General features: G+C 70.8%; 20 protein-coding genes. 10 read left to right on the top strand and 10 right to left on the bottom strand.

The window, feature by feature from the left end; all coding sequences use genetic code 11:
• Positions 1-38: 38 nt before the first annotated feature.
• Positions 39-1,541, top strand: coding sequence for a CoA-acylating methylmalonate-semialdehyde dehydrogenase (gene mmsA, locus OG430_RS30950; RefSeq protein ID WP_327355925.1), 1,503 nt, complete (start codon positions 39-41; stop codon positions 1,539-1,541).
• Between the two features lie 109 nt (positions 1,542-1,650).
• Here mmsA and OG430_RS30955 read toward each other — a convergent pair whose 3' ends face one another.
• A complete protein-coding gene (locus OG430_RS30955) occupies positions 1,651-2,523 on the bottom strand; it encodes an ABC transporter permease (protein ID WP_327355926.1) in 873 nt (290 codons plus the stop codon).
• Complete coding sequence (locus OG430_RS30960; RefSeq protein ID WP_327355927.1) at positions 2,520-5,216, bottom strand: alpha/beta fold hydrolase; 2,697 nt, start codon at positions 5,214-5,216, stop codon at positions 2,520-2,522. The genes OG430_RS30955 and OG430_RS30960 overlap by 4 nt, the downstream gene beginning before the upstream one ends.
• A 118-nt stretch (positions 5,217-5,334) precedes the next feature.
• Here OG430_RS30960 and OG430_RS30965 point away from each other — a divergent pair, with 118 nt between their 5' ends.
• Positions 5,335-5,748, top strand: coding sequence for a GNAT family N-acetyltransferase (locus OG430_RS30965; protein ID WP_327355928.1), 414 nt, complete (start codon positions 5,335-5,337; stop codon positions 5,746-5,748).
• A gap of 72 nt (positions 5,749-5,820) precedes the next feature.
• Positions 5,821-7,515 (top strand): hypothetical protein, encoded by a 1,695-nt coding sequence (locus tag OG430_RS30970; protein WP_327355929.1) that lies wholly within the window; start codon positions 5,821-5,823, stop codon positions 7,513-7,515.
• Here OG430_RS30970 and OG430_RS30975 read toward each other — a convergent pair whose 3' ends face one another.
• Together OG430_RS30975 and OG430_RS30980 are read right to left on the bottom strand one after the other, a co-directional pair.
• Positions 7,516-9,213: a vWA domain-containing protein gene (locus OG430_RS30975; protein WP_327355930.1), complete on the bottom strand. Its 1,698-nt coding sequence runs from the start codon at positions 9,211-9,213 to the stop codon at positions 7,516-7,518.
• A 129-nt stretch (positions 9,214-9,342) separates the two neighbouring features.
• Positions 9,343-9,963: a TetR/AcrR family transcriptional regulator gene (locus OG430_RS30980; RefSeq protein WP_327355931.1), complete on the bottom strand. Its 621-nt coding sequence runs from the start codon at positions 9,961-9,963 to the stop codon at positions 9,343-9,345.
• 119 nt (positions 9,964-10,082) lie between these two features.
• Between OG430_RS30980 and OG430_RS30985 the strand changes: the two genes are divergently transcribed.
• Positions 10,083-10,901, top strand: a complete 819-nt coding sequence (locus OG430_RS30985) for an SDR family NAD(P)-dependent oxidoreductase (RefSeq protein WP_327355933.1) — start codon at positions 10,083-10,085, stop codon at positions 10,899-10,901.
• A 131-nt stretch (positions 10,902-11,032) separates the two neighbouring features.
• On the opposite strand, the gene OG430_RS30990 is transcribed toward OG430_RS30985, so the two are convergent.
• Both OG430_RS30990 and OG430_RS30995 read right to left on the bottom strand, forming a co-directional pair.
• Positions 11,033-12,250 carry an acyl-CoA dehydrogenase family protein gene (locus OG430_RS30990; protein ID WP_327355935.1) on the bottom strand — a complete coding sequence of 406 codons (1,218 nt, stop codon included), beginning with the start codon at positions 12,248-12,250 and terminating at the stop codon, positions 11,033-11,035.
• Between the two features lie 13 nt (positions 12,251-12,263).
• On the bottom strand, positions 12,264-12,749 hold the full coding sequence (locus OG430_RS30995; RefSeq protein ID WP_327355936.1) for an SCP2 sterol-binding domain-containing protein: 486 nt from the start codon (positions 12,747-12,749) through the stop codon (positions 12,264-12,266).
• 166 nt (positions 12,750-12,915) lie between these two features.
• On the opposite strand from OG430_RS30995, the gene OG430_RS31000 reads away from it, so the two are divergent.
• The 3 genes from OG430_RS31000 to OG430_RS31010 all read left to right on the top strand — a co-directional run bounded on the left by OG430_RS31000 (position 12,916) and on the right by OG430_RS31010 (position 18,360).
• A complete protein-coding gene (locus tag OG430_RS31000) occupies positions 12,916-14,832 on the top strand; it encodes an AMP-dependent synthetase/ligase (protein WP_327355937.1) in 1,917 nt (638 codons plus the stop codon).
• The gene (locus tag OG430_RS31005) at positions 14,780-16,585 is read left to right on the top strand and encodes a GMC family oxidoreductase (RefSeq protein ID WP_327355938.1); all 1,806 of its coding nucleotides are present in this window, start codon (positions 14,780-14,782) and stop codon (positions 16,583-16,585) included. Before OG430_RS31000 ends, OG430_RS31005 begins: the two co-directional genes overlap by 53 nt.
• Before the next feature lie 137 nt (positions 16,586-16,722).
• Positions 16,723-18,360: a nitronate monooxygenase gene (locus OG430_RS31010; protein ID WP_327355939.1), complete on the top strand. Its 1,638-nt coding sequence runs from the start codon at positions 16,723-16,725 to the stop codon at positions 18,358-18,360.
• A 59-nt stretch (positions 18,361-18,419) separates the two neighbouring features.
• On the opposite strand, the gene OG430_RS31015 is transcribed toward OG430_RS31010, so the two are convergent.
• The 3 genes from OG430_RS31015 to OG430_RS31025 all read right to left on the bottom strand — a co-directional run bounded on the left by OG430_RS31015 (position 18,420) and on the right by OG430_RS31025 (position 20,372).
• A complete protein-coding gene (locus OG430_RS31015; protein ID WP_442816744.1) occupies positions 18,420-19,067 on the bottom strand; it encodes a class F sortase in 648 nt (215 codons plus the stop codon).
• Between the two features lie 172 nt (positions 19,068-19,239).
• The gene (locus OG430_RS31020) at positions 19,240-19,788 is read right to left on the bottom strand and encodes a hypothetical protein (RefSeq protein ID WP_327355941.1); all 549 of its coding nucleotides are present in this window, start codon (positions 19,786-19,788) and stop codon (positions 19,240-19,242) included.
• A 158-nt stretch (positions 19,789-19,946) separates the two neighbouring features.
• Positions 19,947-20,372, bottom strand: a complete 426-nt coding sequence (locus OG430_RS31025; protein ID WP_327355942.1) for a VOC family protein — start codon at positions 20,370-20,372, stop codon at positions 19,947-19,949.
• A gap of 400 nt (positions 20,373-20,772) precedes the next feature.
• Between OG430_RS31025 and OG430_RS31030 the strand changes: the two genes are divergently transcribed.
• Positions 20,773-22,128: a M20/M25/M40 family metallo-hydrolase gene (locus OG430_RS31030; protein WP_327355943.1), complete on the top strand. Its 1,356-nt coding sequence runs from the start codon at positions 20,773-20,775 to the stop codon at positions 22,126-22,128.
• A 59-nt stretch (positions 22,129-22,187) separates the two neighbouring features.
• Positions 22,188-23,714, top strand: coding sequence for a YfcC family protein (locus OG430_RS31035; protein ID WP_327359291.1), 1,527 nt, complete (start codon positions 22,188-22,190; stop codon positions 23,712-23,714).
• 33 nt (positions 23,715-23,747) lie between these two features.
• Here OG430_RS31035 and OG430_RS31040 read toward each other — a convergent pair whose 3' ends face one another.
• Positions 23,748-24,203, bottom strand: a complete 456-nt coding sequence (locus OG430_RS31040; RefSeq protein ID WP_327355944.1) for a GNAT family N-acetyltransferase — start codon at positions 24,201-24,203, stop codon at positions 23,748-23,750.
• 120 nt (positions 24,204-24,323) lie between these two features.
• Here OG430_RS31040 and OG430_RS31045 point away from each other — a divergent pair, with 120 nt between their 5' ends.
• Positions 24,324-25,541, top strand: a complete 1,218-nt coding sequence (locus OG430_RS31045; protein ID WP_327355945.1) for an MFS transporter — start codon at positions 24,324-24,326, stop codon at positions 25,539-25,541.
• The last annotated feature ends 30 nt before the right edge of the window (positions 25,542-25,571 follow it).

Here is a 25,571-nt window from a genome sequence, read left to right on the forward strand (position 1 = left end):
CTCTGAAAAACGTGAAGGACGCGAAGGAGCTGTACGTCATGACGAAGACCGTTCACCACTGGATCGGTGGCAAGACCGTCGAGGGCACCTCGGGGAACACCGGCCCGGTGACCGACCCTGCCACCGGAGCGGTCACCACCCGCGTCGACTTCGCCTCGGTCGACGAGGTGGACACCGCGGTCGCCACGGCCAAGGCGGCCTACGCGACCTGGGGCCAGTCCTCGCTCGCCCAGCGCACGACCGTGCTCTTCAAGTTCCGGGCGTTGCTCGACGCGAACCGGGACGCCATCGCCGAGTTGATCACCGCTGAGCACGGCAAGGTGCACTCGGACGCGCTCGGCGAGGTGGCGCGCGGCCTGGAGATCGTCGACCTGGCCTGCGGGATCACGGTCCAGCTCAAGGGCGAGCTGTCGACGTCCGTCTCCAGCCGCGTCGACGTCGCCTCGATCCGGCAGCCGATCGGGGTCGTCGCGGGCATCACGCCGTTCAACTTCCCGGCCATGGTGCCGATGTGGATGTTCCCGCTCGCCATCGCGTGCGGCAACACCTTCGTGCTCAAGCCGTCCGAGAAGGACCCGTCGGCCGCGATCAAGATCGCCGAACTGCTCGCGGAGGCAGGGCTTCCCGACGGCGTCTTCAATGTCCTGCACGGCGACAAGGTGGCCGTCGACCGCCTCCTGGAGCACCCGGACGTCGCGGCCGTCTCCTTCGTCGGCTCGACCCCGATCGCCCGCCACATCCACACCACGGCGGCCGCGAACGGCAAGCGGGTCCAGGCACTTGGCGGCGCCAAGAACCACATGCTGGTCCTGCCCGACGCCGACCTGGACGCGGCGGCCGACGCCGCGGTCTCGGCGGCGTACGGCTCCGCCGGTGAGCGCTGCATGGCGATCTCCGCGGTCGTCGCGGTCGGTGAGGTCGGCGACGAGCTCGTGGCGAAGATCCGCGAGCGCGCCGAGAAGATCAAGATCGGCCCCGGCAACGACCCGTCCTCCGAGATGGGCCCGCTGATCACCGCCGCGCACCGCGACAAGGTCGCCTCGTACGTGCACGGCGCCGCGGCCCAGGGCTCCGAGGTCGTCCTCGACGGCACCGGTTACTCGGTCGAAGGCTTCGAGGACGGCCACTGGATCGGCCTCTCGCTCCTCGACCGCGTGCCGGTGACGGCGGACGCGTACAAGGACGAGATCTTCGGTCCGGTCCTGTGCGTTCTGCGCGCCGAGACCTACGAGGAGGGCCTGGCCCTCATCAATGCCTCGCCGTTCGGCAACGGCACCGCGATCTTCACCCGGGACGGCGGCGCGGCCCGCCGCTTCCAGCTGGAGGTCGAGGCCGGCATGGTCGGCGTGAACGTCCCGATCCCGGTCCCCGTCGGCTACCACTCCTTCGGCGGCTGGAAGGACTCGCTCTTCGGCGACCACCACATCTACGGCAACGACGGCACGCACTTCTACACCCGGGGGAAGGTCGTCACGACCCGCTGGCCGGACCCGTCGGAGTCCCCGCTGGGCGTAGACCTGGGCTTCCCGCGCAACCACTAACGGCGGCAAGGAAGTTAGGTGGGGGGAAACGGGCAATCGGTGTCTTGGTTTGCACCGGTCTGGCTGCCCGTTTTCCCCCACTTGACGTTCCGGGGCGACCTCGGCGCCGCTAGCTGACGATGTCCTTGCGGGCGAAGCCTCGGAAGGCCAGGGCGAAGAGGATCAGGGCGTACGTCAGCGAGACCGACGCGCCCTGGATCATTCCGCCCCACTCCATCTTGGGCTGCAGCGCGTCGATCCACGCGAACTGCCAGTGCGCGGGCAGCACGTTGCGCATGTCGCCCAGCGCCGTGACCGCGTCCAGTACGTTCCCGACGATCGTCAGGCCGACCGCCCCGCCGACCGCTCCCAGCGGTGCGTCCGTCTTCGTCGACAGCCAGAACGCGAGCCCGGCCGTCACCAGCTGGGAGACGAAGACGTACCCGACGACGATCAGTAGCCGGACCACCGATTCGCCGGCCGGAAGGCCGCCCCCTGTCGGCAGTTGGAGCGGTCCCCAGCCGTATGCCGCCGTGCCCACGACCAGCGCGATCAGCGGCATCAGGACCATCGCGGCCGCGCTGAAACCGAGCGCCACCGCCAGCTTGCTCCAGAGGAGCCGGGAGCGCGGCACGGGCGCGGCGAGCAAGTACCGCAGCGACGACCAACTGGCCTCCGACGCCACCGTGTCCCCGCAGAAGAGGGCCACCGGGACGACGAGCAGGAACCCGGCCGAGACGAACAGACACGTCGCCGCGAAGTTCGCCCCGGAGTCCGTGGCGACCTGCATCAGCGTCGCGCCCCGGTTGGGGTTGGCGTCCGGCGCCCCGCCCGCGATCGCGAAGGCGGCCACCAGGATCAGCGGCAGCGCCCCGAGGACGGCCGCCATCACCAGCGTCCGGCGCCGCTTCAACTGGCGCATGGCCTCCACCCGCAGGGGCAGGGTCCGGCCGGGACGGTAGCCGGGCGCGGCATCGGCGGGCTTGGTCAGCGTGGCGCTCATGCGGTGCCTCCGATCAGGTTCAGGAAGGCGTCCTCCAGGCGGCGGTGCGGGCCGACCGAGGTGACCGGCACCTCCAACCGGACGAGTTCCGCGAGGAGTTGGGGAACCGAGGCGTCATCGAGCCGGATGAGTACGCCGCCGTCCGTGGGCTCGGCGGAGGCCACGCCCTCCAGGGCGGCGACCTTCTCCACCGTCACCACGTCGAGCGGCACCTCGGTGCCGACCAGGAGCGTCTCGCCGGACCCGACGATCTCGGCGACCGGGCCGGCCTGGACGAGCTTGCCCCGGTGCATCACCACGAGGTGGGTGCAGGACTGCTCGACCTCGGCGAGGAGGTGGCTGGACACGATCACCGTGCGTCCGGCGGCCGCGTACCGGATCATCACCTCGCGCATCTCGCGGATCTGCGGCGGGTCCAGGCCGTTCGTCGGCTCGTCGAGGATCAGGAGGTCCGGCAGGCCGAGCATGGCCTGCGCGATGGCGAGCCGCTGCCGCATGCCCTGCGAGTACGTGCGCACCGCGCGGGCGAGCGCGTCGCCGAGTCCGGCGATCTCCAGCGCCTCGTCGAAGTGCGCGTCCTCGGCGGGCCGGCCGGTCGCGGCCCAGTACAGCTCCAGGTTGTCGCGCCCGCTGAGGTGCGGCAGGAACCCGGCGCCCTCGACGAAGGCGCCGACCCGGGAGAGGACGGGGGCGCCGGGGCGGATGGCGTGCCCGAAGACGCGGATCTCACCGGCGTCCGGCGTGATGAGGCCCATCAGCATGCGGAGTGTGGTGGTCTTGCCCGCGCCGTTCGGGCCGAGCAGGCCGAGGACCTGGCCCTTCTCGACCCGGAAGGACAGGTCGCGGACGGCGTACCGGTCGGAGCCCTTGGCGTACTTCTTGCTCAAGTCCGCGATCTGGAGCGGCACTTCGGCGAGCTCGCGGTCCGCGGGCGGTGCGCTGGTGCGACGGCGTGCGGTGTAGAGCAGCCCCGCCGCGATGGCGAGTCCGGCCAGCGGCAGCATCCACACCCAGGCGGGCAGCGCGGCCGCGCCGGTCTTCACGCCGGGCGCCGTGGGCACGCCCAGATCGCCCTTGAGGCTCACGGTGTACGTCGCCGGGTCGGCCGGCGAGGCGTACCCGAGGTCCGTCGAGGCCAGCGCGAGCCGCAGCCGGTGTCCGGACTGCACCTCGTGGTCGATGGCCGGCAGCGTGATCCGGACGTCCTTGCCGTCCTTGGCGCCGGTGACGCGGATCGGAGAGACCAGCTGGGAGGGCAGCACCTGCTGCTTGCCGTCAGGACCGACGTCATACACCTTCCCGAAGAGCACCGCGTCGTCCCGGGACGACTTCACGTGCACGGTCACCGTCGGCGACCCGGTGATCGTCAGATCGCTCGTCATCGGCGCGGAGTCGAAGTGGGCGAACTGCCCCGGGAAGTCGACCGAGAGGCCGCCGATCCCGAGCGAGGAAAGTTGCTCCAGGCCGCCGCTGATTCCGGGCACGTTCGAGATCGAGGGCGGGTTGGCCCCGGCCGGGTTGTCGATCGTCTGCGTCGCCTTGGCCTGCGCCTTGCCGCCGCGGCCAAGCGGGATGTTGCGCTGCCCGCTGTCGAGCCCCGGGTACTCGCCGTCCGTCGCGCCGCGCAGCTGCGCCCGGCCGTCGGTGGAGTCGACTCCTCCGGTACGGGTGACGCGGAAGGCGGGCCCGGTGTCGGCGGAGGTGTCCTCCTTGAGATAGCGGTCGAACCACTTGCCGATCCGGGCCTCGACGCGGCCGGCCTCGCGATCGCCGCCGTCGTGCCCGCCCGCGATCCAGTCCACCGCCACCGGTGCGCCGTTGTCCCCGATGGTCTTGGCCATCGCGTCGGCCTGGCCGAGCGGGAAGAGCGAGTCGGTCTGCCCCTGCACGATCAGGCTCGGCACCTTGATCTTGTCGCCGACGGCGACCGGACTGCGCTCTTCGAGGAGTTTCCGGGCGGCCTCGTCCGGCTTCCCGGCGACCGCGACCCGCTCGTACATCTCGCAAAGGCGGGGCTCGAACTTCTTGCAGCCGCCGCCCGTGGACACGAAGGCGCCGGCCCACAGCTTCTTGAAGACCCCGTCCGGGAACAGGGCGTCCGCCAGATTCCAGTACGTGATCTGCGGGGCGAGCGCGTCGACCCGCTTGTCGTACCCGGCGGCCAGCAGCGACACCGCCCCGCCGTACGAGGCGCCGGTCATGCCCACGCGCGGGTCGCCGGCCTTGTCGAGCTGGACCTCGGGCCGCTCGGCCAGCCAGTCGATCATCTTGCTGACGTCGGCGACCTCGGCCTTCGGGTCGTTCAGCCCGATCTTCCCGCCGGACTTCCCGAAGCCCCGCGCCGACCAGGTCAGCACCGCGTACCCGTCCCGCGCGAGGTCCTCGGCCTGCCCCTTCACGTCCTTCTTGCTGCCGCCGAAGCCGTGCCCGATGAGGACGGCGGGGCGCTTGCTGTCGGCCGACCCGGCCGTGAAGTAGGAGGTGTCGATCCGGACGCCGCCGCCCATGTCCATGACCTGGTCGGCCTGGCGCACGGCGGGCTTGTCGTCGGCCGCGAGGGCGGTCCAGGTCCCGGCCCCGGCCAGCACGGCGACGGCGGCCGCGATCGCGAGCAGCCGCCGACGGGACCTCGGCCAGGGTTTCCCGGCCTTCAGCCAGGGTTTCCCGGTCTTTCCGGACGTAGGGCGAGTCATACGATCAACCGTACGGGCGTGAACTGACATCCGAGGCACCCGCCAGGCGGAACCCGGGCACCTCCCTGGGGCGTAAACTCCGCGCCCCGCATACCGCGTCCGTGGTACGAACCCGGTCATGGAAATCCGACGCGCGACCGGTCCGGCGGAGCTCGTCGCCGCCTCACCCCTCTTCGACCACCCCGCCCGCCCCGAGTGGGCCGAGGCCTTCCTGCGCGCATCCGGCCACCACCTCTTCCTCGCGTACGAGGGCGAACTCCCGATCGGCTTCATCACCGGCATCGAGATGCTCCACCCCGACAAGGGCGTCGAGATGTGCCTGTACGAGCTCGGGGTCGCGGAGCCGTACCGGCGGCGCGGGATCGCCCGGGCCCTGATCGAACGCCTCGCGGCCCTCGCGCGCGAGCGGGGCTGCTACGACATGTGGGTCGGCGTGGACACGGACAACGAGCCGGCCCTCGCGGCGTACCGCTCGACGGGCGGGAAGGACGACGGGACCTTCGCGATGATCACCTGGGAGTTCCCGCGATAGAGGGTGACGGGCAGGACCGACCCGTTCGGCCGAGCCCGGGTGACCTCCCCGTCAAGCCGCAGTTGACCGGGCATGGTGTTCACTCCCGCCCGCGCCCCCGGCACCTTCGTCGACCTGCTCACCGCACGGAGCGGGGCCGATGAACGCCACGCGCGCGTGCGGCGCATCGCGCTTTGTCTCGGGCCCGCACTCGTGGTCCTCTTCGCCGGATTCCAGCGCCGCTGGATGTCGGACGACGGACACATCTACGTCCGCACGGTCCGGCAGATCCTCGCGGGCAACGGGCCCGTCTTCAATCCGGGCGAGCGCGCCGAGGCCTCCACCGGCACCCTCTGGCAGTGGCTGCTCGTCCTCGCCGGACTGCCGGGCCTCGACGTCGCCACCGCCGCCATGTACGGCGGGCTGCTCCTGACCGCCGCCGGCTTCGCCCTCGCCGCGCTCGCGGGCATGCGCCTGTACGGCACCTGTGCCGCCCTGCCGCTCGGCGCGCTCGTCCTCCTCGCGCTGCCGCCCGTCTGGGACTTCGCCACCTCCGGCCTTGAGACGGGCCTCGCCACCTGCTGGCTCGCGGGCGCCTGGCTCCTCCTCGTCGCGCGCCCCGCCTCCCCGTGGACCTGCCTGGTCCTGGGCCTCGGCCCGCTGGTGCGGCCCGACTTGGGGCTCGTCTCCGCCGTCTTCCTGGCCGCGCAGTGGCTCGTGGTCCGCCCGACCTGGCGCCGCGCGGGCGCCGGTCTCGCGATCGCGCTCGCCCTTCCGTTCGCGTACGAGATCTTCAGGGCCGGCTACTACGGCCATCTGATCCCCCTCCCCGGCGTCACCAAGGAGGCCTCGCAGAGCCTGTGGGGGCGCGGCCTCGGCTACCTCGGCGACTTCGCGCACCCCTATCTGCTGTGGCTGCCCGCGCTGTTCATCGTCGCCGCCGTGCTGCCGGGACCGGGCCGCGAGCGCCGCCCGGTGCCGCTGGTGCCCGCGCTCGCGCCCGTCGTGGCGGGGGCGCTGTGCTGGGTGTACGTCATCAAGGTCGGCGGCGACTTCATGCACGGCCGGATGTTCCTGCCGGGGCTCCTGCTGATGCTGCTCCCCGTGTTCGTCGTGCCCGCCACGCGCGCGTGCCTGCTCGCCGGTGCGGCTGTCGGCCTCTGGGCGGTGGTGTGCGCGGGCTGGCTGCGGATTCCGTACGAGGGCGGCCTCGGGCCCGCCGGGATCGCCGACGAGCGCGGGGTGTACGTCAAGCAGAACGCGTCCGCCCACCCGCTGCACCACACCTTCGCCGGCGCCGACTGGCACGCCCAGTACCGGCAGTTGGCCACCCACGCCGAGCCCCCGGCGCTCCTCCTCGGCCGCACCAGGCTCGCCGCGAACGCCCCGACCGTGACCGGCGTGTACAGCGTCCTCGGCCTGAACGGCACCGCCGTCCCGCTGGACGGCGCCGCCCTCGACCCGATCGGCCTCGCGTATCCGCTGGCCGCTCACTCGCAGCAGGTCGCCGGGGGCCGGGTCGGCCACGACAAGCAGCTCCCCGCCGAATGGATCATCGCCGACCGCGGGGCGGGCGAACTCCCGCCCCGCGTCGACCCGTTGCGCGTGGCGGCCGCCCGCCGCGCCCTGAACTGCGGGCCCCTCGCCGAACTCCGCACAGCCACCACGGCCCCGCTCACCGCGGACCGCTTCCTGCGCAATCTGACCGGGGCGTGGGAACGTACGGCCTTCCGCTTCCCGATCGACGCGGCGGAAGCGGAACGGGAGTTGTGCGGCCGTCGCCAGTAGCTAGTAGCGGTCGCCCCTGAGGTCGCTGGCCTGCTGTATCGCGGTCGCCAGCTGCTGCAGGGCGCTGTCCTCGGAGTTGCTCGCCAATTCCTTGGCCTTCGCTGCCAGTTCAGGTAGCGCCATGGTCCCCGGCAGGCTGCTGTAACGCTTCCCGCCGTAGCCTCCATAACCCTGGTCGTAAGGCGTCGCGCTGTACGTCGTCGTGTCCCCGGCAGGCTCAGGCTCGGCGCACCGGGTCTCGCTCTCGCACGGGCTGTACGTCGACTCCACCCGCAGCGCGTCCGCGAAGTACGCCGCCACCGCGGCCACCTGGAAGCGCTTGTCGGCGCCGCCCCACAGGGAGCCCTCCAGGCCGCCGGTCTCGATCTGCTGCGAAGTCTCGTGCGGGGTGCGGGTGTTCGGGTCCAGCCAGCGGACGTTCGCCGTGGCGACGTGGCCGCCGCCGTTGCCCTTCAGCCGTACCGCGTACAGCGCGGTCACCGTGTGGCCGGGCCCGACCTCCCCGCCGTCCACGCGGTCGTCGCGGAAGTCCTCGTCGGCGACCTGCCGGTTGTCGTACCCGATCAGCTTGAACTCCTGGACCGTCTGCGGGTCGAAGGCCACCTGCGCCTTGGCGTCCCGGGCGCGCAGCTCGATGTGCGCGGGCAGGTCCTGGCAGAACACCTTGCGGGCCTCCTTGATGTCGGAGACGTACGTGGTGTGCCCGTCGCCCTTGTCGGCGAGCTGCTCCATCAGCGCGTCGCCGTACTCGCTGCCGACCCCCACGCCGAACAGCGTGATGCCGTGCTCCTTGCGGGCGCCGGAGATCCGTTCCAGGATCTCGTCTGCACTGGTCGAGCCGGTGTTGGCGAGGGCGTCGGAGAGCAGCACGACACGGTTGGTGGCGCCGCTCCTGCGACCCTCGACGGCAGTGTCGTAGCCGGTGCGGATACCCGCGTCGAGGTTGGTGGAGTCGGTGGGCTGCAGTCCGCCGATGACGTCGTGGATCCGGCCGCGGTGGTCGCCGAGGCGGGTCATCGGCAGCACTTCCTCGGCCTCGTCGCTGAAGGTGACGATCGCGATCGAGTCGTCGCCGCGCAGCTGGTCGGTCATGAGGTCCAGGGACTGCTTGACCAGGTCGAGGCGGCCAGGTTCGGCCATGGACCCGGAGATGTCGATGACGAACGTGAGGGCGGCGGGCGGGCGTTCGCCCTGGGACTCGGCGGCCTTGGTGGCGAGGCCGACGCGCAGCAGCGACCAGCCGTCGTCGTCGCGCGGGGTGCCCGCGCCGTCCATGGTCACGGAGAAGCCGTTGCCCTTGGGACGTGGATAGTCCTGCCGGAAGCTGTTGATGAACTCCTCGGGCCGCACCGTGGCCGGATCGGGCAGCCGCCCCTCGGCCAGGGTGCGCCGGGCGAAGCCGTAGGAGGCGGTGTCGACGTCGAGGGCGAAGGTGGAGAGGTAGTCCGGCGGGGGCACGAACTCCTTCGACCCGTCGGACCGTTCGCCCTGCTCGCCGTCGGCGGGGCCGCCGGATTGCTGTGGCACGCCGGGCAGCGGCCCGCCGCCGTTCTGCCCGCTGCCGCCGCGGCTCTTGTCCTGGGACGAGGTCGCGTGGTCCCCGCTGCCGCTGCACCCGGTGAGGAGGAGGCCCGCAGCGCAGGTCAGGGCCAACAGGCCCCTGCGTATCCCCCCGGATCGTGTCCCGTACTGCGCCATGCTGCTGCCGCCCCTCAGTCGCGTCGCGATTGCTTGTGACTGTGACGTGCGAGGTGGCCGAACGGATGGCACGAGGGGGTTGCGGAAAGATTTCGATTCCCGCAGCCCTTGGTGTGAGCGGGAGTTGGGTCAGCCCTTGCCGGGCCGCGGGCCCGCTCCGTACAGCAGCGTGTCGAGTACGCGGGTGGCGAGGGCGTCGGGGTCCTTCGCGTCGTCCTTCGCGCCATCCTTCGAGTCTTCCTTCGCGCCGGGGGTCTCGTGCAGGGCCTCGCCGATCAGGGCGTAGTACACGCGGCGCACCCAGTCGAGGTCGGCGTCCGCGGCGAGCAGGCCGCCCTCCCTTGCGCGGGCGAGCAGTTCGAGGCAGTCCGCCGCCACTTCGTCCCAGGCCGCGGCGGCCGCGCTGCCCGGCTCGGCCGGCTGGCCGAGCGCGAAGCTCCAGGCGCCCTTCACGCGCAGCACGTTGGCGGTGATCCGGTGCAGGGCGACCAGCGGGGGAGCGGTGCCCGGGCGGCCGTCCTCGATGGCCTGCCGCAGCTGCCGTACGGCGGAGTCCGCGAGCGCGTCGACCAGCGCCTGCCGGTTGGCGAACCGGCGGTGCACGGTCGTGCGGGCCACCCCCGCGGCCTCGGCGATCTGCTCCATCGACGCGGCGGGGTCGGCGGCGAGGACACGCTCGGCCGCTTCGAGGATGACGCGGACGCTGCGCTCCGCGTCGGCACGGAGGGGGCGGGTGGTGGGTGCAGGCATGCGGCAACGATACGCGGCCGCTGCAGCTCGTGGCATAACTGCAACATTGATGTTGCAGTTAACTGAAAAACCGCTACTCTCATGTCACTGCTTCTTGAAGTTCCTGGGAGGGAAAGACCATGAACAGCACTGCGCTCATCACCGGCGCGTCCTCGGGCCTCGGCGCCGAGTTCGCCGTCCAACTGGCTGCATCCGGGCACGACTTGGTGTTGGTGGCCCGTTCGGAAGGACGCCTGCACGCACTGGCCGACCGGCTGCGCGCCGAGCACAAGGTGGCCGCGCACGTCCTGGTGCAGGACCTGGCGGAGCCGGACGCGGCCCGGCGGATCGAGGCCGAGCTGGCGGCGCGTGACCTGCGCGTGGATCTGCTGGTGAACAACGCCGGATTCGGCACCTGCGGACGCTTCGAGGACATCGACCCCGGCCGGGACCACGACCAGCTGATGGTCAACGTGGTCGCCCTGGTCGACCTGACCCACGCACTGCTGCCGGGCATGCTGGCGCGGGGCGGGGGTGCGGTGCTCAACGTCGGCTCGACGGCGGGGTTCCAGCCCGGTCCCTACTTCGCGGTCTACTCGGCGGCGAAGGCGTTCGTCCTCAACTTCTCGCTGGCGTTGCGGCAGGAGTGCCGGGGGCGCGGGATCAAGGTCCTCACCTTGTGCCCGGGCCCGGTGGAGACCGGGTTCTTCGAGGCGATCGGGACGCGGGATGCGGCGGTGACGGGGTCGTTCTCGGGCCCGGAGCCGGTGGTTCGGGCGGCCTTGCGCGCCCTGGCGAAGGACAAGGCGTACGTCACGCCGGGGTTGAGCAATGCGCTGGGCGCCCACCTGACGCCGCGGCGTCCGCGCACGCTGGTCGCGGCGATCGCCGAGCGGGTGACGCGCAAGGTGGCTTCTTCCCCCACCCCGCCCCTTCCCGAAAGACTGCCGTCGGCCTAAATCAGCTCGGCCGCGGTAGATCAGCCCGTCCGGCGTTTGAGGACAGAGGCCGGAGGCCGATTCGGGGGCCAGGGGCGCAGCCCCAAGCTGTCCGCAGGACTTTCGGGAAGGGGCGGGGTGGGGAAAGGGAATCAGCGGATCTGACGCCCGGAGATGGCCCGAGCGATCACCAGCCGCTGAATCTCACTCGTCCCCTCGAAGATCGTGTAGATCTTGGCATCCCGATACATCCGCTCCACAGGATGCTCCCGGCTGTACCCCGCACCCCCAAGCACCTGAATCGCCTTCTCCGAAGCGGCAACGGCAAGTTCCCCCGCCCGAAGCTTCGACATCGACCCCTGCCCCGCGTCGAAGACCTTGTCGTTCCGAGCCATCCACGACGCCTGCCAGATCAGCAGCCGCACCGCCTCGATCTCGGTCCGGAGGTCGGCCAGGGCGAACGCGATCGCCTGGTTCTCGATGATGGGCCGGCCGAACGCCTCACGCTCCCCGGCGTACTCGAGGGCGTACTCGTACGCGGCCCGTGCGATCCCGAGCGCCTGCGCACCCACGGTCGGCCGGCTCACCTCGAACGTGGCCATGGCGGCCTGCCCCCTGGCGCCACCCGCCGAGCCCTCCCGGGCCCGGGCCAGCCGGGCATCCAACCGCTCCTTGCCGCCGAGCAGACAGTGCCCCGGCACCCGCACGTCGTCCAGGAACACATCCGCCGTATGGGAGGCCCGAAGCCCCAACTTCTTTATCTTCTTGGCACCTTCGAGCCCGCGCGTGCCGGGCGGCACGATGAAGGCCGCCTGCCCGCGCGCGCCGAGCGAGGGTTCCACCGAGGCCACGACCACGTGCACATTCGCTATGCCGCCGTTGGTGATCCACGCCTTCTGTCCGGCCAGGACCCACTCGTCGCGCGCCTCGTCGTACCGCGCCCGCGTCCGCATCGCCGACACGTCCGAGCCGGCCTGCGGCTCCGACACGCAGAACGCCGCCACCTTCGGGTCGTCCTCGTCCCCGAAACACTGCGGCACCCACTCGGCCAACTGGTCCGGAGTGCCCGCCGAGAAGATCCCGGCCACCGCCAGGGACGTGCCGAACAGGGCCATGCCGATCCCGGCGTCGCCCCAGAAAAGCTCCTCGTTGGCTATCTGCAACGACAGCCCGCTGGGGTCGCCGAAGAGGTCGGCCAGGGACTCGAATCCGTAGAGCCCGATCTTCGCGGCCTCCTGGATCACCGGCCAGGGGGTCTCCTCGCGCTCGTCCCACTCGGCCGCCGCGGGGCGGACGACGGAGGCGGCGAAGCCGTGGACCCAGTCCCGCAAGTCCCGTTGTTCTTCTGTCAGATCCAGGGAGAAGGGCATCGTGCGAACTCCCTCACGCCTTCGGGATGTCGAAGTAGCGCGTCAGCCCGGACGCGAGCGCCACATCGCCCGCGATCTTGAGCTTGCGCATCATGAACAGGGTGACCGGGCTGGCGTTGCCGGAGACCAGCTTCAGGAACTCCGCGTCGTCCATCATCAGCGTCACGCGCGGCTCCGCGTTCGAGCGGCCGGCGGTCACCGTGCAGGTGCCCTCGTCGATCGACGTCTCGTACACCGTCTCGGTCAGTCCGTTGATCTTCCAGCGGACCAGGGCCTTGACCGAGCCCGCCGCGTCGGGCTTGAACTGCCGCTCCATGCGGCCGAAGACCTCCTGCAGGACGCGGTCGCGCAGTGCGCCGTCCTGGGCGATCTCGTTGATCTCCTTCTTCGACAGGCCCTTCACGATGCGTGCGAACTCCTCGGGGGAGATGCTCGCGAAGTCCAGATCGGCCAGGTTGTCGACGTTCTCCACGTTGCTCTCCTTGTCGCGGTCCGCCATGGAAGCCCTCCCTGATCGTCCTTACTCGCGAGTAAGCTTACTCGTAAGTCAGAAAATTGCCAGACCCATTGATTTCTGCTTACGCATCGGTAAGTTGACGTCTGCGTAAAGAAGTTCGGAGCACGGCACGGCACACCAGTGAACGTCGACCACGGAGCCGCGACCCATGGGCGTACGCAAGGACTTGAAGAAGGCGAAGCAGCACAGCGACCTGGCGGCGCGCGTGCACACCGAGCTCGTCCGGGAGGACGGCGTCGTGCGCGAGGTGCGCACCGAACGCCTCGCCGCGGAGCCCGGTTCCGGCTCCATCGCCGACATCCCCTTCACCAACGCCGCCGAGGACCCCACCGCGGTCGTCCTGCGCCGCAAGGAAGCCGGCAAGTGGCGCCCGGTGTCCGCGGCGTCCTTCGCCCGTGAAGTCACCGCCGCCGCAAAGGGGTTGATCGCCGCGGGCCTGGAGCCGGGCGGCCGGGTCGCCCTGATGTCGCGCACCCGCTACGAGTGGGCGGTCCTCGACTTCGCCATCTGGGCGGCCGGTGGTCAGACCGTCCCCGTCTACGCGACCTCCTCGGCCGAACAGATCGAGTGGATCGTCCAGGACTCCGGCGCCCGCTTCCTGATCGCCGAGACCGCCGAGAACGTGGCGACGGTGCAGAGCGCGGCCGAACGGCTGCCAGAGCCGCCCCGGGTCTGGGAACTCGACTCGGGCGCGATGTTCGAACTCGCCACCATCGGGCGGGAGATACCCGACGACGAGGTGGCCAAGCGGCGGGCCACGCTCACCCCCGACACCATCGCGACCGTCTGCTACACCTCCGGGACGACCGGCAAGCCCAAGGGCTGCGTCCTCACCCACGGCAATCTGCACGCCGAGGCTGCGAACACCGTCGACCTGCTGCACCCCATCTTCAAGGAGGTCACGGGCCAGGTCGCCTCGACCCTCCTCTTCCTGCCGCTCGCCCACATCCTGGGCCGCACCATCCAGATCGCCTGCATGCTCGCGCGCATCGAACTGGGCCACTGCCCGAGCATCAAGCCCGACGAACTCCGCCCCGAACTGCGCACGCTCAGGCCGACGTTCATCGTCGGGGTGCCGTACCTCTTCGAGAAGATCCACGACACCGGCCGTGCGACGGCGGAGAAGCTGGGACGCGGCGCGTCCTTCGAGCGGGCCGACCGGATCGGGGTGCGCTTCGGGGAGGCGTACCTCAACAAGTTCCTGGAGACCGGCAAGGGCCCCTCGCTCGGCCTCTATCTCGCCTGGGCGCTCTACGACCTGCTCGTCTACCGCCGCGTCCGCAAGGAGATCGGCGGCAGGCTGCGCTACGCGATCAGCGGCGGCTCGCCCCTGGACCACCGTCTCAACCTCTTCTTCTACGCCGCCGGAATCATCATCTACGAGGGCTACGGCCTGACCGAGACCTCCGCGGCCGCCACCATCACGCCCCCGCTCAAGCCCCGCCCGGGCACTGTCGGCCTTCCCGTGCCCGGCACCGCGGTCCGCATCGCCGACGACGGCGAGGTGCTCATCAAGGGCGGCATCGTCTTCCGCTCGTACTGGAACAACCCCGAGGCCACCCAAGAGGCCCTGGACGACGGCTGGTTCGCGACCGGTGACCTCGGCGAGCTCGACGACGACGGCTATCTCAGGATCACCGGCCGCAAGAAGGACATCCTCGTCACCAGCGGCGGCAAGAACGTCTCGCCCGCGATCCTGGAGGACCGGCTGCGCAGCCGCCCGCCGGTCGGACAGTGCATCGTCGTCGGCGACAACCGCTCCTACATCGCCGCCGTGATCACCCTGGAGCCGGACGCCGTCGAGCACTGGCTGTCCGTACGCAAGATGCCCAAGGACACCCCGATGGCCGAGGTCGCCGCCGACCCGCGGATGATCGCCGCCGTCCAGAAGGCCGTGGACTACGCCAACGAGGCGGTCTCGCGCGCCGAGTCGATCCGCAAATTCACCCTCGTCGAGGGCGAGTTCACGGAGGACAACGGGCTGCTCACGCCCTCCCTGAAGATCAAGCGGCATGCGGTCGCGGCGGCGTACGCGGAGGAGATCGAGGAGCTCTACCGTGGCTGATCCGGCCGCGTACGACTATGACGTCATCGTCGTAGGGTCCGGATTCGGCGGCTCGGCGGCGGCGTTACGGCTGACCGAGAAGGGCTATCGGGTCGGGATCCTGGAGGCGGGCCGCCGCTTCAACCGCGAGGAACTGCCCACCAGTTCGATGAAGCTGCGGGACTACCTGTGGGCGCCGCGACTCGGTCTGTACGGCATCCAGCGCATCCACCTCCTTCGCAATGTCATGGTCCTCGCGGGCGCCGGCGTCGGCGGCGGCTCGCTCAACTACGCCAACACCCTGTACGTCCCACCACCCGCCTTCTTCCAGGACGAGCAGTGGGCGGACATCACCGACTGGCAGACCGAGCTCGCCCCCTATTACGACCAGGCCCGGCGGATGCTCGGCGTGCGCCGCAACCCCACCACCACGGAGGCCGACGAACACCTGCGCGCGGTCGCCGACACCATGGGAGTGGGCGACACCTTCCAACTCACCCCGGTCGGCGTGTTCTTCGGTGACGGCGAGGACGCGGAAGGCACGACGAAGGCGGCCCCCGGGCAGGAGGCCGCCGACCCCTACTTCGGCGGGGCGGGTCCGGCCCGCACGGCCTGTGTGGAGTGCGGCTCGTGCATGACCGGCTGCCGGTTCGGCGCCAAGAACACCCTCACGGAGAACTACCTCCACCTCGCCGAGCGGGCGGGCGCGGTGATCCACCCCCTCACCACCGTCACGGCGGTCAACGAAGTAATGCCGTCAGGCACACGCGAGGACGAGGCGGGTGCCTTCGAGGTGGAGGCCGTCCCGACCGGTCGCCGGCGTCGCGGCCGCAAGGTGCTGCGCGCCCGGCACGTGGTGCTCGCGGCGGGAACGTACGGCACCCAGACCCTGCTCCACGGAATGCGGGACCGCGGACTGCTCCCGCGTCTCTCCGACCGCCTCGGCGAACTGACCCGCACCAACTCCGAAGCGCTGGTGGGGGCGTTGACGTTCCCGCGCCGCTACCGCAAGGCGCGCGGGGCGGACGCGGGGGAGCCCGACTTCACCCGGGGCGTCGCCATCACCTCATCCATCCACCCCACCCCCACCACCCACATCGAGAACGTCCGCTACGGCAAGGGCTCGAACCTCATGGCCCTGATCTGCGTCCCGCAGTACGCCCAGAACCTGCCCAAGCCGATCGCCGCGGCCCTCGCCTTCGCCCGGCACCCGCTCCTGGTGGCCCGCACGGCGACGACGTACCGCTGGTCGGAGCGGACCATCATCGGCCTGGTCATGCAGACCCTCGACAACTCGCTCACGACCCGCCTCGGCCGACGGGGACGGCTGACCGCCGAACAGGGCCACGGCGCCCCCAACCCCGTGCACATCCCGGAGGGCTGGACGGCGGCCGGCCTCCTCGCCGAACGCATCGGCGGCTTCGCGGGCACCAACCTCGGCGAACTCGTCGGCAGACCGCTGACCGCGCACTTCCTGGGCGGCTGCCCGATCGGGGAGTCTGCGGAGGCAGGGGTGATCGATCCGTACCACCGGCTGTACGGGTATCCCGGCATCTCGGTGGTGGACGGGTCGGCGGTCTCCGCGAACCTGGGCGTGAACCCGTCCCTGACCATCACCGCCCAGGCGGAGCGGGCGATGTCGCTGTGGCCGAACAAGGGGGAGACGGACCCGCGGCCGTCGCAGGGTGCGGCCTATGCGCAGGTCAGGCCGGTCCCGCCGGTGCGGCCCGCCGTGCCGTCCACCGCGTACGGGGCCCTTCGCCTGCCGAAATGACCCTGTGGCAGGCCTTTGGTCACGGCCAGTCGGGCCCTTCGCCGTGCTTTCCCCGGGTCCAGGTGGCCAACACTGGGCATTGAGCGAACTTACGGTTCCGTAAGTTACGGATGCGAGCGATGAGGTAGAGCATGCCGATGGCCACGGCGAACAGGGCGCTTCCCCAGGTGATCCAGGGCGGAATGGGCGTCGGCGTCTCCGGCTGGCAGCTCGCCCGCGCGGTGTCCCGCACCGGCCAGCTCGGCGTGGTCTCCGGCACGGCCCTCGACGCGGTCCTCGCGCGGCGGCTGCAGGTGGGGGACCCGGGCGGCGACGTGCGGCGCGCGCTCGCCGCGTTCCCCGTGCCGGAGTTGGCGGCCGCGGTTCTCGAACGCTTCTACGTTCCCGGGGGCGTCGCCGCATCGGAGCGCTTCCGGACCGAGCCCAAGCTCCGGGTGGAGAAGGGCGAGGCGGCCGAACTGCTCACCGTGCTCGGCAACTTCGTAGAGGTGTGGCTCGCGAAGGAAGGCCACGACGGGCTGGTCGGCATCAACTATCTCGAAAAGATCCAACTGGGCGTCGCACCCGGGATGTTCGGGGCGATACTCGCCGGAGTGGACTGCGTACTGGTCGGCGCGGGAGTGCCGGGGCACATCCCGGATCTGGCGACGCGCCTTGCCCGGATGGAGCCGGTGACCGTACGGATCACGGTCGACGGCGACGAGGAGGCGTACGCGTACGACTTCGATCCGCGTGCCGTGCTGGGCGCGGTGGCTCGTCCGGAAGGCGAGGGGTGCGGGGGCGGCGACGGTCATTCCTGCCAGTGCGGCGGAGATGGCGGCGGCGAGGCGAAGCCGCGCGGGGTGCGGCGCGTGCAGTCCGTGGAGATCAGGTCCCGGCCGCCCGAGGCTGCGGGAACTGCCGTTCCTGCCGGCCTGGTTGATGGTTTGGCTCGCCCGGACGTACTCGCGATCGTGTCCCTCCCCGTGCTCGCCTCCTACCTGGCCCGCTCCGAGGCGACCCGCCCCGACGGCTTCGTCATCGAGACGCACGGCGCGGGCGGCCACAGCGCGCCGCCCCGCGGGGCCATGAAGCTCGACTCGGACGGCGATCCCGTCTACGGCCCGCGTGACTTCCCGGACCTGGCGAAGATGGCCGCGCTCGGCATCCCGTTCTGGCTGGCCGGCGGCACCGCCCACCCCACGCGGCTCGCCGCGGCGCGGGCGGCGGGGGCGGCCGGGGTGCAGGTCGGCAGCGTCTTCGCGCTCTGCGAGGACTCGGGCATGGAGGCCTCACTGCGCGGCTCCCTGAAGGAGCGGGCCCGCGCCGGGACGCTCCGGGTGCGCAACGACCCGGCCGCGTCGCCGACGAGCTTCCCCTTCAAGGTGGCCGAACTCCCGGGAACGCTCTCGGAGTCCGACGTCCGCGCGTCCCGGCGCCGGGTCTGCGACCTGGGCTATCTCCGTACGCCGTACCGGACCGAGAAGGGCGCGATCGGCTACCGCTGCTCGGCCGAGCCGGAGGCGGCGTACGTCCGCAAGGGCGGGACCGCAACGGACACCGAGGGCCGGGTCTGCCTCTGCAACGGCCTGCTGGCAACGATCGGCCTGGGCCAGAAGCGCCCGGGCGGCACGGTGGAACCGCCGGTCCTCACGCTGGGCCAAGACCTGGACTTCTTGGGCGAGTTGAGCCCCGAGGGTGAGGCGTACGGGGCGTTCGACGTGGTGGAGTGGCTGCTTTCCAGCTCGTCCGTCTCCACCAGCCCGTCCGTCTCCACCAGCCCGTCCGGCGTTTGAGGACAGTCTTTTGAAGCCGGCGGCAGCCTTAAGGGAAGGGGCGGGGTGGGGAAAACTCCCTAACCCCGCACCCCACTGAGCCGCGCATACACCACGGTGTTGGCCAAATACCCACCCGCGGCCCGCGAATACGCCCCACCACACGTGATCACCCGAAGCTCGGGCCGAGACGAGTTGCCATAAACCTGAGCATCCGGAAACGCACTGCCCTCATGCAGGGCAACGCTCTCCACCGTGAACAACGCCGTACGCCCGTCCTCCCGATCGACCTCGATCACATCACCCCGCCCGAGCGCCCCCAGCTTGTAGAAGACGGCCGGCCCGGTCGCGGAGTCCAGATGGCCCACGGTCACGGCCGTGCCGGTCGACCCGGGCGCCACCCCGCGCTCGTACCACCCCGCCAGATACGGATCGCTGGCCGGCGGCACATCGAGCGACCCGTCCGGCGCGAGGCCGAGACCGATCAGCGGCGCCTCCACATGGATCGCGGGGATCCGGATCCGCAGCGGCCGCGACGCGGGCAGCGCGGGATGCGCCTCGCCGTGCACGGCGGCCCGGGCCTTCGCCGTGGCCGGGCGGGGCGGCGGTTCCGGGGCGCGGGCTCCCTCGGCCATCAGCCAGGATCCGACCAGCACACCGAGCGCGGTGAGCCCGGCCAACGGCACCTGGACGCGGTGGCCGCGCCAGCCACGGCGCCGACGGTCCACAAGGCGACTTCGCGATCGGGGCACGGGCTGACCTCCGGGCGTACTCGGCAACGTACGAGGACGAATGGGCGACGTACGGAGAAGGACGTCGTGAAAGGAACCGTCGTGAAAGGAACCTCCGCCCCGGCCCCGGCGCGAGCCAGGAGACCGGAGCGGAGCCGTACTCACCGGCTCACACGGGAGGCAGCGTCCGCCGGCTGCGGCGCCGACGCATCAGCCACGTACCGCCGACCCCGGTGACCACCGCGAGCGCGGCGCCCGCGGCGATCTGCCCGGCGGTGTCCCCGTGCGCACCGCCGCCGAGACCACCGCGCGCCAGGCCCCTGGGCACGGAGGTGGAGGTGGGCCGCGGTGTGGGCGAGGCCGTGGACCCGGAGACGGTGACCTGGGCCGCACCGGCCGAGGCACCGCCGGAGCAGACCACGGCCACGGTGTGTGTCCCTGGACTGACGCCGGTCCATGAGGCGCTCTGGCTGGAGCTGCCGCCCGCGAGGTCGACCTGCTTGCCCTGGGCGAAGTTCGCGCTGCCGTTGCTCATCAGCGCGGCCTTGCCCCCGCTCGGGCATGCGGTGGTGGAGACCATCACGGTCGTCCCGGTGACGCTGACACTGATGCCGCCACCCGCAGCGGTCGCGGGACCTGCGGCCAGGGCGAGCGGTACCGCGACGGCGGCGACGACCAGACCGGAGCGCGGGGATATTCGGATAGTGCGCATGAGCATGCCCTCCACCGAAGCCCGGGTGGCGGCGCTTCCGAAGAGCCGCCAGAGGTGGGGGAGGCCCGTGCTCCGTGCCATCGAGCCAATGCCGTCAGCGAGGACCGCGCATGCGGAGGGCGCCGCGCGGTCCTCGTGCGGGTGACTTGCTCAGCCGGATGGCCTTACGCCCGGCCGGACTCCGGGGTGTCGCCGGGCTCCGGCGTGTCGAACGTGTAAGGCGCGGAGATGACCTCCATGCCGTGCCCGCCCGGATCGAGGAAGTAGACGCCTCGTCCGCCGTGGTTGTGGTTGATCTCGCCGGGCTGCTTGAAGTGCGGGTCCGCCCAGTACTCGATCCCGGCTTCCTTGATCCGGGCGAAGACGCCGTCGAACTCGTCCTCGGTCACGAGGAAGGCGTAGTGCTGGGAGGCGAGGGGATGCTCGGCGGGCAGGGACACGTAGTCCAGGGTGACGCCGTTGGCGGTGGAGACGGGGACGAACGGTCCCCAAGGGGTACCGACCTCGAGGTCCAGGATGCGGGCCAGGAATTCGGCCGAGGCCCGGTTGTCACGGGCGAAGACGATCGTGTGGTTCAACTCGACTGACACGGTGGGAATGCCTCCATAAGGCACTCACGGGCTACCTCCACGCCTCACCCGGCCGGTGACCGACGCGCGATGCCGTCCGGGGATCTTACGTTCGGCCGCCGACGCGCTCAAGGGAGATATTCCAGCCATCGCATTTGAGCCCACCCGGCACCTTCTCGACCCGCCCGGCACCTTCTCGACCCGCGCGGCATTCCTTCAGCCCGTCCGGCGTTTGAGGACAGTCTTTGAAGTCGGCGGCAGCCTCTCGGGAAGGGGCGGGGCGGGGAGAAAGAAGCAGCCCGCCCACGGACACCCCGCCGCCCCGGATAGCCCACTCGGCCCCCCACCAGGATGCGACGTCATGCCCCGCATGGTCGATTGGGCCCCAATGACGGAGTGGTGAGGGACAGGGGCTGAACTCATGGATCTGGAAGCCAAGGTCGACGGCCTGATGGACGGCCTCAAGGCGGACCTGGAGAAGGTGGCGAGGATCCCCTCGATCGCGTTCCCCGGCTTCCCGAAGGAGCCCGTGGAGGAATGCCACGACCTGGTGGTCCAGCTCCTCCAGGACGCCGGCGTCCAGAACATCGAGCGCATCGACCTCCCGGACACCTCCCCGGTGATCTACGGCGAGATCCCCCCGCCGGACCCCTCCGCCCCGACCGTCCTCCTCTACAGCCACTACGACGTCCAGCCTGCCGGCGACGAATCCCTGTGGCTCTCCCCGCCGTTCGAGCCGACCCCCGTCGAGGGTGGTCTGCGGGCCCGCGGCATCGCCGACGACAAGGCCAACCTCATCGCCCACCTCGGCATGCTGCGGGTGTACGAGGGCCGCCCCCCGGTCGGCATCAAGGTCGTCATGGAGGGCCAGGAGGAGTACGGCAGCCCCTTCGACGACTACCCGCCGACCGACCCCGACCGCTTCGCCTGCGACGCCATGGTCATCGCCGACCTCGGCAACCTCCGTCCCGGCACCCCCACCCTCACCACCGGGCTGCGCGGCGCCTGCGAGGTGATGGTCGAGGTCCGCACGCTCGAAGAGCCCCGGCACAGCGGCGAGTTCGGCGGGGCCGCGCCCGACGCGCTGCTCGTCCTGCTCAAGGCCCTGGCCACGCTGCACGACGAGCACGGCGATGTGGCCGTGGCCGGGCTGCGCAGGGAGCCGTGGAGCGGGGCCGGCTACACGGACGACGAGTTCCGCTCCCTCGCCGGCATCGAGGGCGACCTGCCGCTGATCGGCTCCGGCGGTCTCGGCGAACGCCTGTGGAGCGGGCCCGCCATCACCGTCATCGGCCTGGACGCGCCCAGCGTCGAACATGCCGCATCGGCCGTGGTGCCGTACGCCCGGGCGAAATTGAATCTGCGCTTCCACCCGCTGCAGGACCCCAAGGAGGCCCGCGAGAAGCTCGTCGAGCATCTGCGCGCGCAGACTCCGTACGGCATCCCGCTCACCGTCACCCCCGGCGACACCGGCCCCGGCTACGAGGCGCAGACCGGCGGACCCGCGTACGAGGCGGCCCGTACGGCGCTCAAGGAAGCCTGGGGCACCGACGCCCAGTACGTCGCGACCGGTGGCTCGATCCCCCTGGTCAACGGCCTCGCGCAGGCCGCCCCCGGCGCGGAGGTGCTGCTCTTCGGCGCCCAGGACAGCATGTGCAACCTGCACGCCCCGAACGAACGGGTCCTGTTCAGCGAGGTACGCAACACGGTCGTGGCGATGGCCGCGTTCGTACGCGAATACGCCGCAGACTTCCGCGCGACGGGAGCCGGACAGTGAGCGACGCGGGAGACACCAGAGACACGGGAGACACCAGAGACACGGGAGACACCGAAGGCATCGGCGGCACCACGACCGCCACCGAGGAGCCGGAAGCCCCGCAGAAGAAGGGCTTCACCTTCCCCAGCGCCCTGACGATCCTCGCGATCGTCACGGTCGCCGTCTGGCTCCTGGCCTTCCTCATCCCCTCCGGCCAGTACAACCGCAACGCCGACGGCGCCCCCGTCGAGGGCACGTACCACCGCGTTCCGTCCGGCCAGAGCTTCGTCGACAAGCTCAACGACCTCTTCCTCTCGCCGGTCAACGGCCTCTACGGCGTGCAGGACACCAAGACCGGCCAGGTCGGCCCGTCGATGACGGGCGAGCTGTACGGCAGCGCGGGCGTCTTCCTCTTCGTGCTCGCCATCGGCGCCTTCATCACCGTCGTCTTCGCCACCGGCGCCCTCGACCGCGGCATCGCCCGCCTCGCCCACAAGCTGCGCGACCGCGGCGCTCTGCTCATCGCGGGCGTGATGCTGGTGTTCTCGGTCCTCGGCACCGTCGAGGGCTTCGCCGAGGAGACGCTCGGCTTCTACGGCCTGCTTGTCCCGATGATGCTCGCGCTCGGCTACGACCGAATGGTCGCGGTCGGCGCCTCCATCCTCGGCGCGGGCGTCGGCGTGCTCTGCTCCACGGTCAACCCCTTCGCGACCGGAGTGGCCTCCTCCGCCGCCGACATCTCGCTGGGCGACGGCATCGTGCTGCGCTTCTTCATGTGGGCGGTCCTCACGGCCGTCACCATCCTGTACGTCATCCGCTATGCGAAGCGCGTACAGAAGAACCCCGACCACTCGATCTGCGGATTCCTGCCCGGCGACCGCGAGCAGACGGCGACCGACGCGGGCGAGGCGCCCGAGCTGACGCGGCTGCACAAGGGCGTGCTCATCATGGTGGGCCTGGTCTTCGCCTTCATGATCTTCTCGGTGGTGCCCTGGTCGAGCGCCCTCACCGGCAAGGCGGACGCCAAGCCGTACGGCTTCGAACTCGACTGGTCCTTCGCGCAGTTGTCGGCGCTGTTCCTGTGCGCGGCCGTGCTCGTCGGCCTGGTGGCCCGCATGGGCGAGGCGAAGCTCAGCTCCACGATCATTCAGGGTGCGGGCGACTTCATCTCGCCGGCGCTCGTCATCATGCTGGCCCGCGGCGTCACGGTCATCATGAACAACTCGAAGATCACCGACACCGTGCTCCACTCCATCGAAGGCGTGGTCAAGGGCACTTCATCGGCGCTCTTCGGCATCATCGTCTTCCTGGTGAACCTGCCCCTCGCCTTCCTCATCCCCTCCACCTCCGGCCACGCGACCCTCGCCATGCCGATCCTCGCGCCGCTCGCCGACTTCGCGGGCGTCTCGCGCGCGATGGTCGTCACGGCCTGGGAGGCGGCGAGCGGCTGGATGAACCTCTGGGTACCGACGACGGCCGTGACCATCGGTGGTGTGGCCCTCGCCAAGGTCGGCTACGACAAGTACCTGCGGTTCGTCTGGCCGTTGCTGGCGATTCTGTTCGTGCTGATCTGCGGGTTCGTGGCGTTCGGCGCGGCGTTCACCTAGAGGTTCATGGCGTACGTCCGGCGGCTTGGATGCCTAGACGTTCATGCCGTACGTCAAGAACACCGACTTCTCCCCGTGCCGGTCGTAGACGGCCCGCGCCCGGTAGTTGTTCTCGGCCGTACGCCAACGAACCGAGCTCCAGCCCTCGTCACGGGCGGCTTGCTTCAGCGCCTCGAAGAGTGCGTCGACCACGCCGCCGCCCCGGTGCGCGGGGTCCACGAACAGGTCGTCGAGGAAGCCGCGCGTCCCCATCAGCGGCGAGTCCTCCGGCCGGTAGTGGGCGAGCCCGACGGGCGTGCCGTCCGCGTCCCGGGCGATGAGGCACTTGGTCGGCCGCGCGGGGTCGTGGATCCAGGACCAGGCCTGCTCGTACTCGGCGTCGCCCAGCTCGACCGCGTAGAACTCGGCGTATCCCGCGAAGAGTTCACGCCACTTGGCGTGGTCCTCGGGGCGGGCGGGGGAGACGGTGACGGCGTTGGAGTCGATCATGACCGGGAGGCTAGCCGCCATTTCGCACTAGCGTCAACTAAATTATGCACTAGTGCATTAGCGATACTGGCGCCGGAATATGGCTCGTCACCTTCTCCGCGTCGCTGTAGCCTCCGCGCCGTGAACTTCGCCGCGTATCGAAAGGTGTTCGCCACACCGGGGCTGCGGTCCCTGATGGTGGTCGGGCTGCTGGCCAAGATGCCGGGGCTCGGCATCCCCGCGGTCGTCGTCCTCCATGTCTCGGGCAACCTCGGGCTCGGCTTCGGGCTCGGCGGTCTGGTCACCGCCGCCTGGACGGTGGGCGCGGGCATCGGGTCGCCGCTCGAGGGCCGGGCGATGGACAAGTGGGGGCTGCGGCCACTGATTGCGGCGGTCGTCCTGGTCCAGGGCGCGTTCTGGGGCGCGGGTCCGTTCCTGCCCTACCCGGCCCTGCTCTGCGCGTCCTTCGCCGCGGGCCTGGTGACGCTCCCCGCCTTCACCATCATCCGGATCGCGCTGGCCGTCATGGTCCCGCAGGACATCCGGCACACCGCCTACGTCGCCGACTCACTCACCACGGACCTCGCCTACATGGCCGGTCCTTCACTGGGCGTACTCCTGGCCTCCCAGGCCTCACCGGCCACGGCGTTCTTCGTCATGGGAGGCCTGCTCGTCCTGTCCGCCGTGGCCTACGCGGTCCTCAACCCGCCGGTCCGCGGAGCGAGTTCGCAGGACCCGACATCGAGCGGCGTACGGCTACGGGACTGGATGACCCCGCAGATGCTGGGCGTGCTGGTGGCGACAGCCGGCATCTGCCTGGCCGTGGTCGGCCTGGAGGTGGCGGCCATCGGAACCCTCCAGGACAGGGGCGAGATCCAGTGGACCTGGGTGTTCCTGATCGGCTGCGGCGCGGCTTCGATCGCGGGCGGACTCGTCTATGGTGCGATGCCCCGCCCGCCCTCGGTCCTCCTGATCACCATCCTCCTCGGCCTCCTCCTGATCCCGGTCGGCCTCGCCCCCGACTGGGTCTGGCTCTGCGTCCTCGTCCTGCCCGCCAACGCGATGTGCGCGCCCGCCCTCTCCGGTACGGCGGACCTGGTCAGCCGCCTCGCCCCGGAAGGAAGCCGCGGTGCCGCCATGGGCACCTACGCCAGCGCCCTCCTGATCGGCAGCGCAGCCGGCTCCCCCCTCGCGGGAGCGTCCCTGGACCTGTCGGGCCCGTTCCTGGCGTTCGCCTCGGTGGGGGCGGCGTGTGCGGTGGCGGGTGGGGTCGCGTGGGTGGGGGAGGGGCGGTGGGGCGGGACTCCCGCGGTCGCCGCCGACGAACCCGGTGGCGTACGGGGAATTCCCACTCCGTAGCAGACGTAAGGGACTTGGGCCCTGCAGGAC

This window comes from Streptomyces sp. NBC_01304, from assembly GCF_035975855.1.
Classification (GTDB): Bacteria; Actinomycetota; Actinomycetes; order Streptomycetales; family Streptomycetaceae; genus Streptomyces.

Coding starts and splice junctions, on each gene's coding strand:
- mmsA (WP_327355925.1), top strand. CDS start 39: ATGACGAAGACCGTTCACCACTGGATCGGTGGCAAGACCGTCGAGGGC.
- OG430_RS30955 (WP_327355926.1), bottom strand. CDS start 2,523: ATGAGCGCCACGCTGACCAAGCCCGCCGATGCCGCGCCCGGCTACCGT.
- OG430_RS30960 (WP_327355927.1), bottom strand. CDS start 5,216: ATGACTCGCCCTACGTCCGGAAAGACCGGGAAACCCTGGCTGAAGGCC.
- OG430_RS30965 (WP_327355928.1), top strand. CDS start 5,335: ATGGAAATCCGACGCGCGACCGGTCCGGCGGAGCTCGTCGCCGCCTCA.
- OG430_RS30970 (WP_327355929.1), top strand. CDS start 5,821: ATGGTGTTCACTCCCGCCCGCGCCCCCGGCACCTTCGTCGACCTGCTC.
- OG430_RS30975 (WP_327355930.1), bottom strand. CDS start 9,213: ATGGCGCAGTACGGGACACGATCCGGGGGGATACGCAGGGGCCTGTTG.
- OG430_RS30980 (WP_327355931.1), bottom strand. CDS start 9,963: ATGCCTGCACCCACCACCCGCCCCCTCCGTGCCGACGCGGAGCGCAGC.
- OG430_RS30985 (WP_327355933.1), top strand. CDS start 10,083: ATGAACAGCACTGCGCTCATCACCGGCGCGTCCTCGGGCCTCGGCGCC.
- OG430_RS30990 (WP_327355935.1), bottom strand. CDS start 12,250: ATGCCCTTCTCCCTGGATCTGACAGAAGAACAACGGGACTTGCGGGAC.
- OG430_RS30995 (WP_327355936.1), bottom strand. CDS start 12,749: ATGGCGGACCGCGACAAGGAGAGCAACGTGGAGAACGTCGACAACCTG.
- OG430_RS31000 (WP_327355937.1), top strand. CDS start 12,916: ATGGGCGTACGCAAGGACTTGAAGAAGGCGAAGCAGCACAGCGACCTG.
- OG430_RS31005 (WP_327355938.1), top strand. CDS start 14,780: ATGCGGTCGCGGCGGCGTACGCGGAGGAGATCGAGGAGCTCTACCGTG.
- OG430_RS31010 (WP_327355939.1), top strand. CDS start 16,723: ATGGCCACGGCGAACAGGGCGCTTCCCCAGGTGATCCAGGGCGGAATG.
- OG430_RS31020 (WP_327355941.1), bottom strand. CDS start 19,788: ATGCTCATGCGCACTATCCGAATATCCCCGCGCTCCGGTCTGGTCGTC.
- OG430_RS31030 (WP_327355943.1), top strand. CDS start 20,773: ATGGATCTGGAAGCCAAGGTCGACGGCCTGATGGACGGCCTCAAGGCG.
- OG430_RS31040 (WP_327355944.1), bottom strand. CDS start 24,203: ATGATCGACTCCAACGCCGTCACCGTCTCCCCCGCCCGCCCCGAGGAC.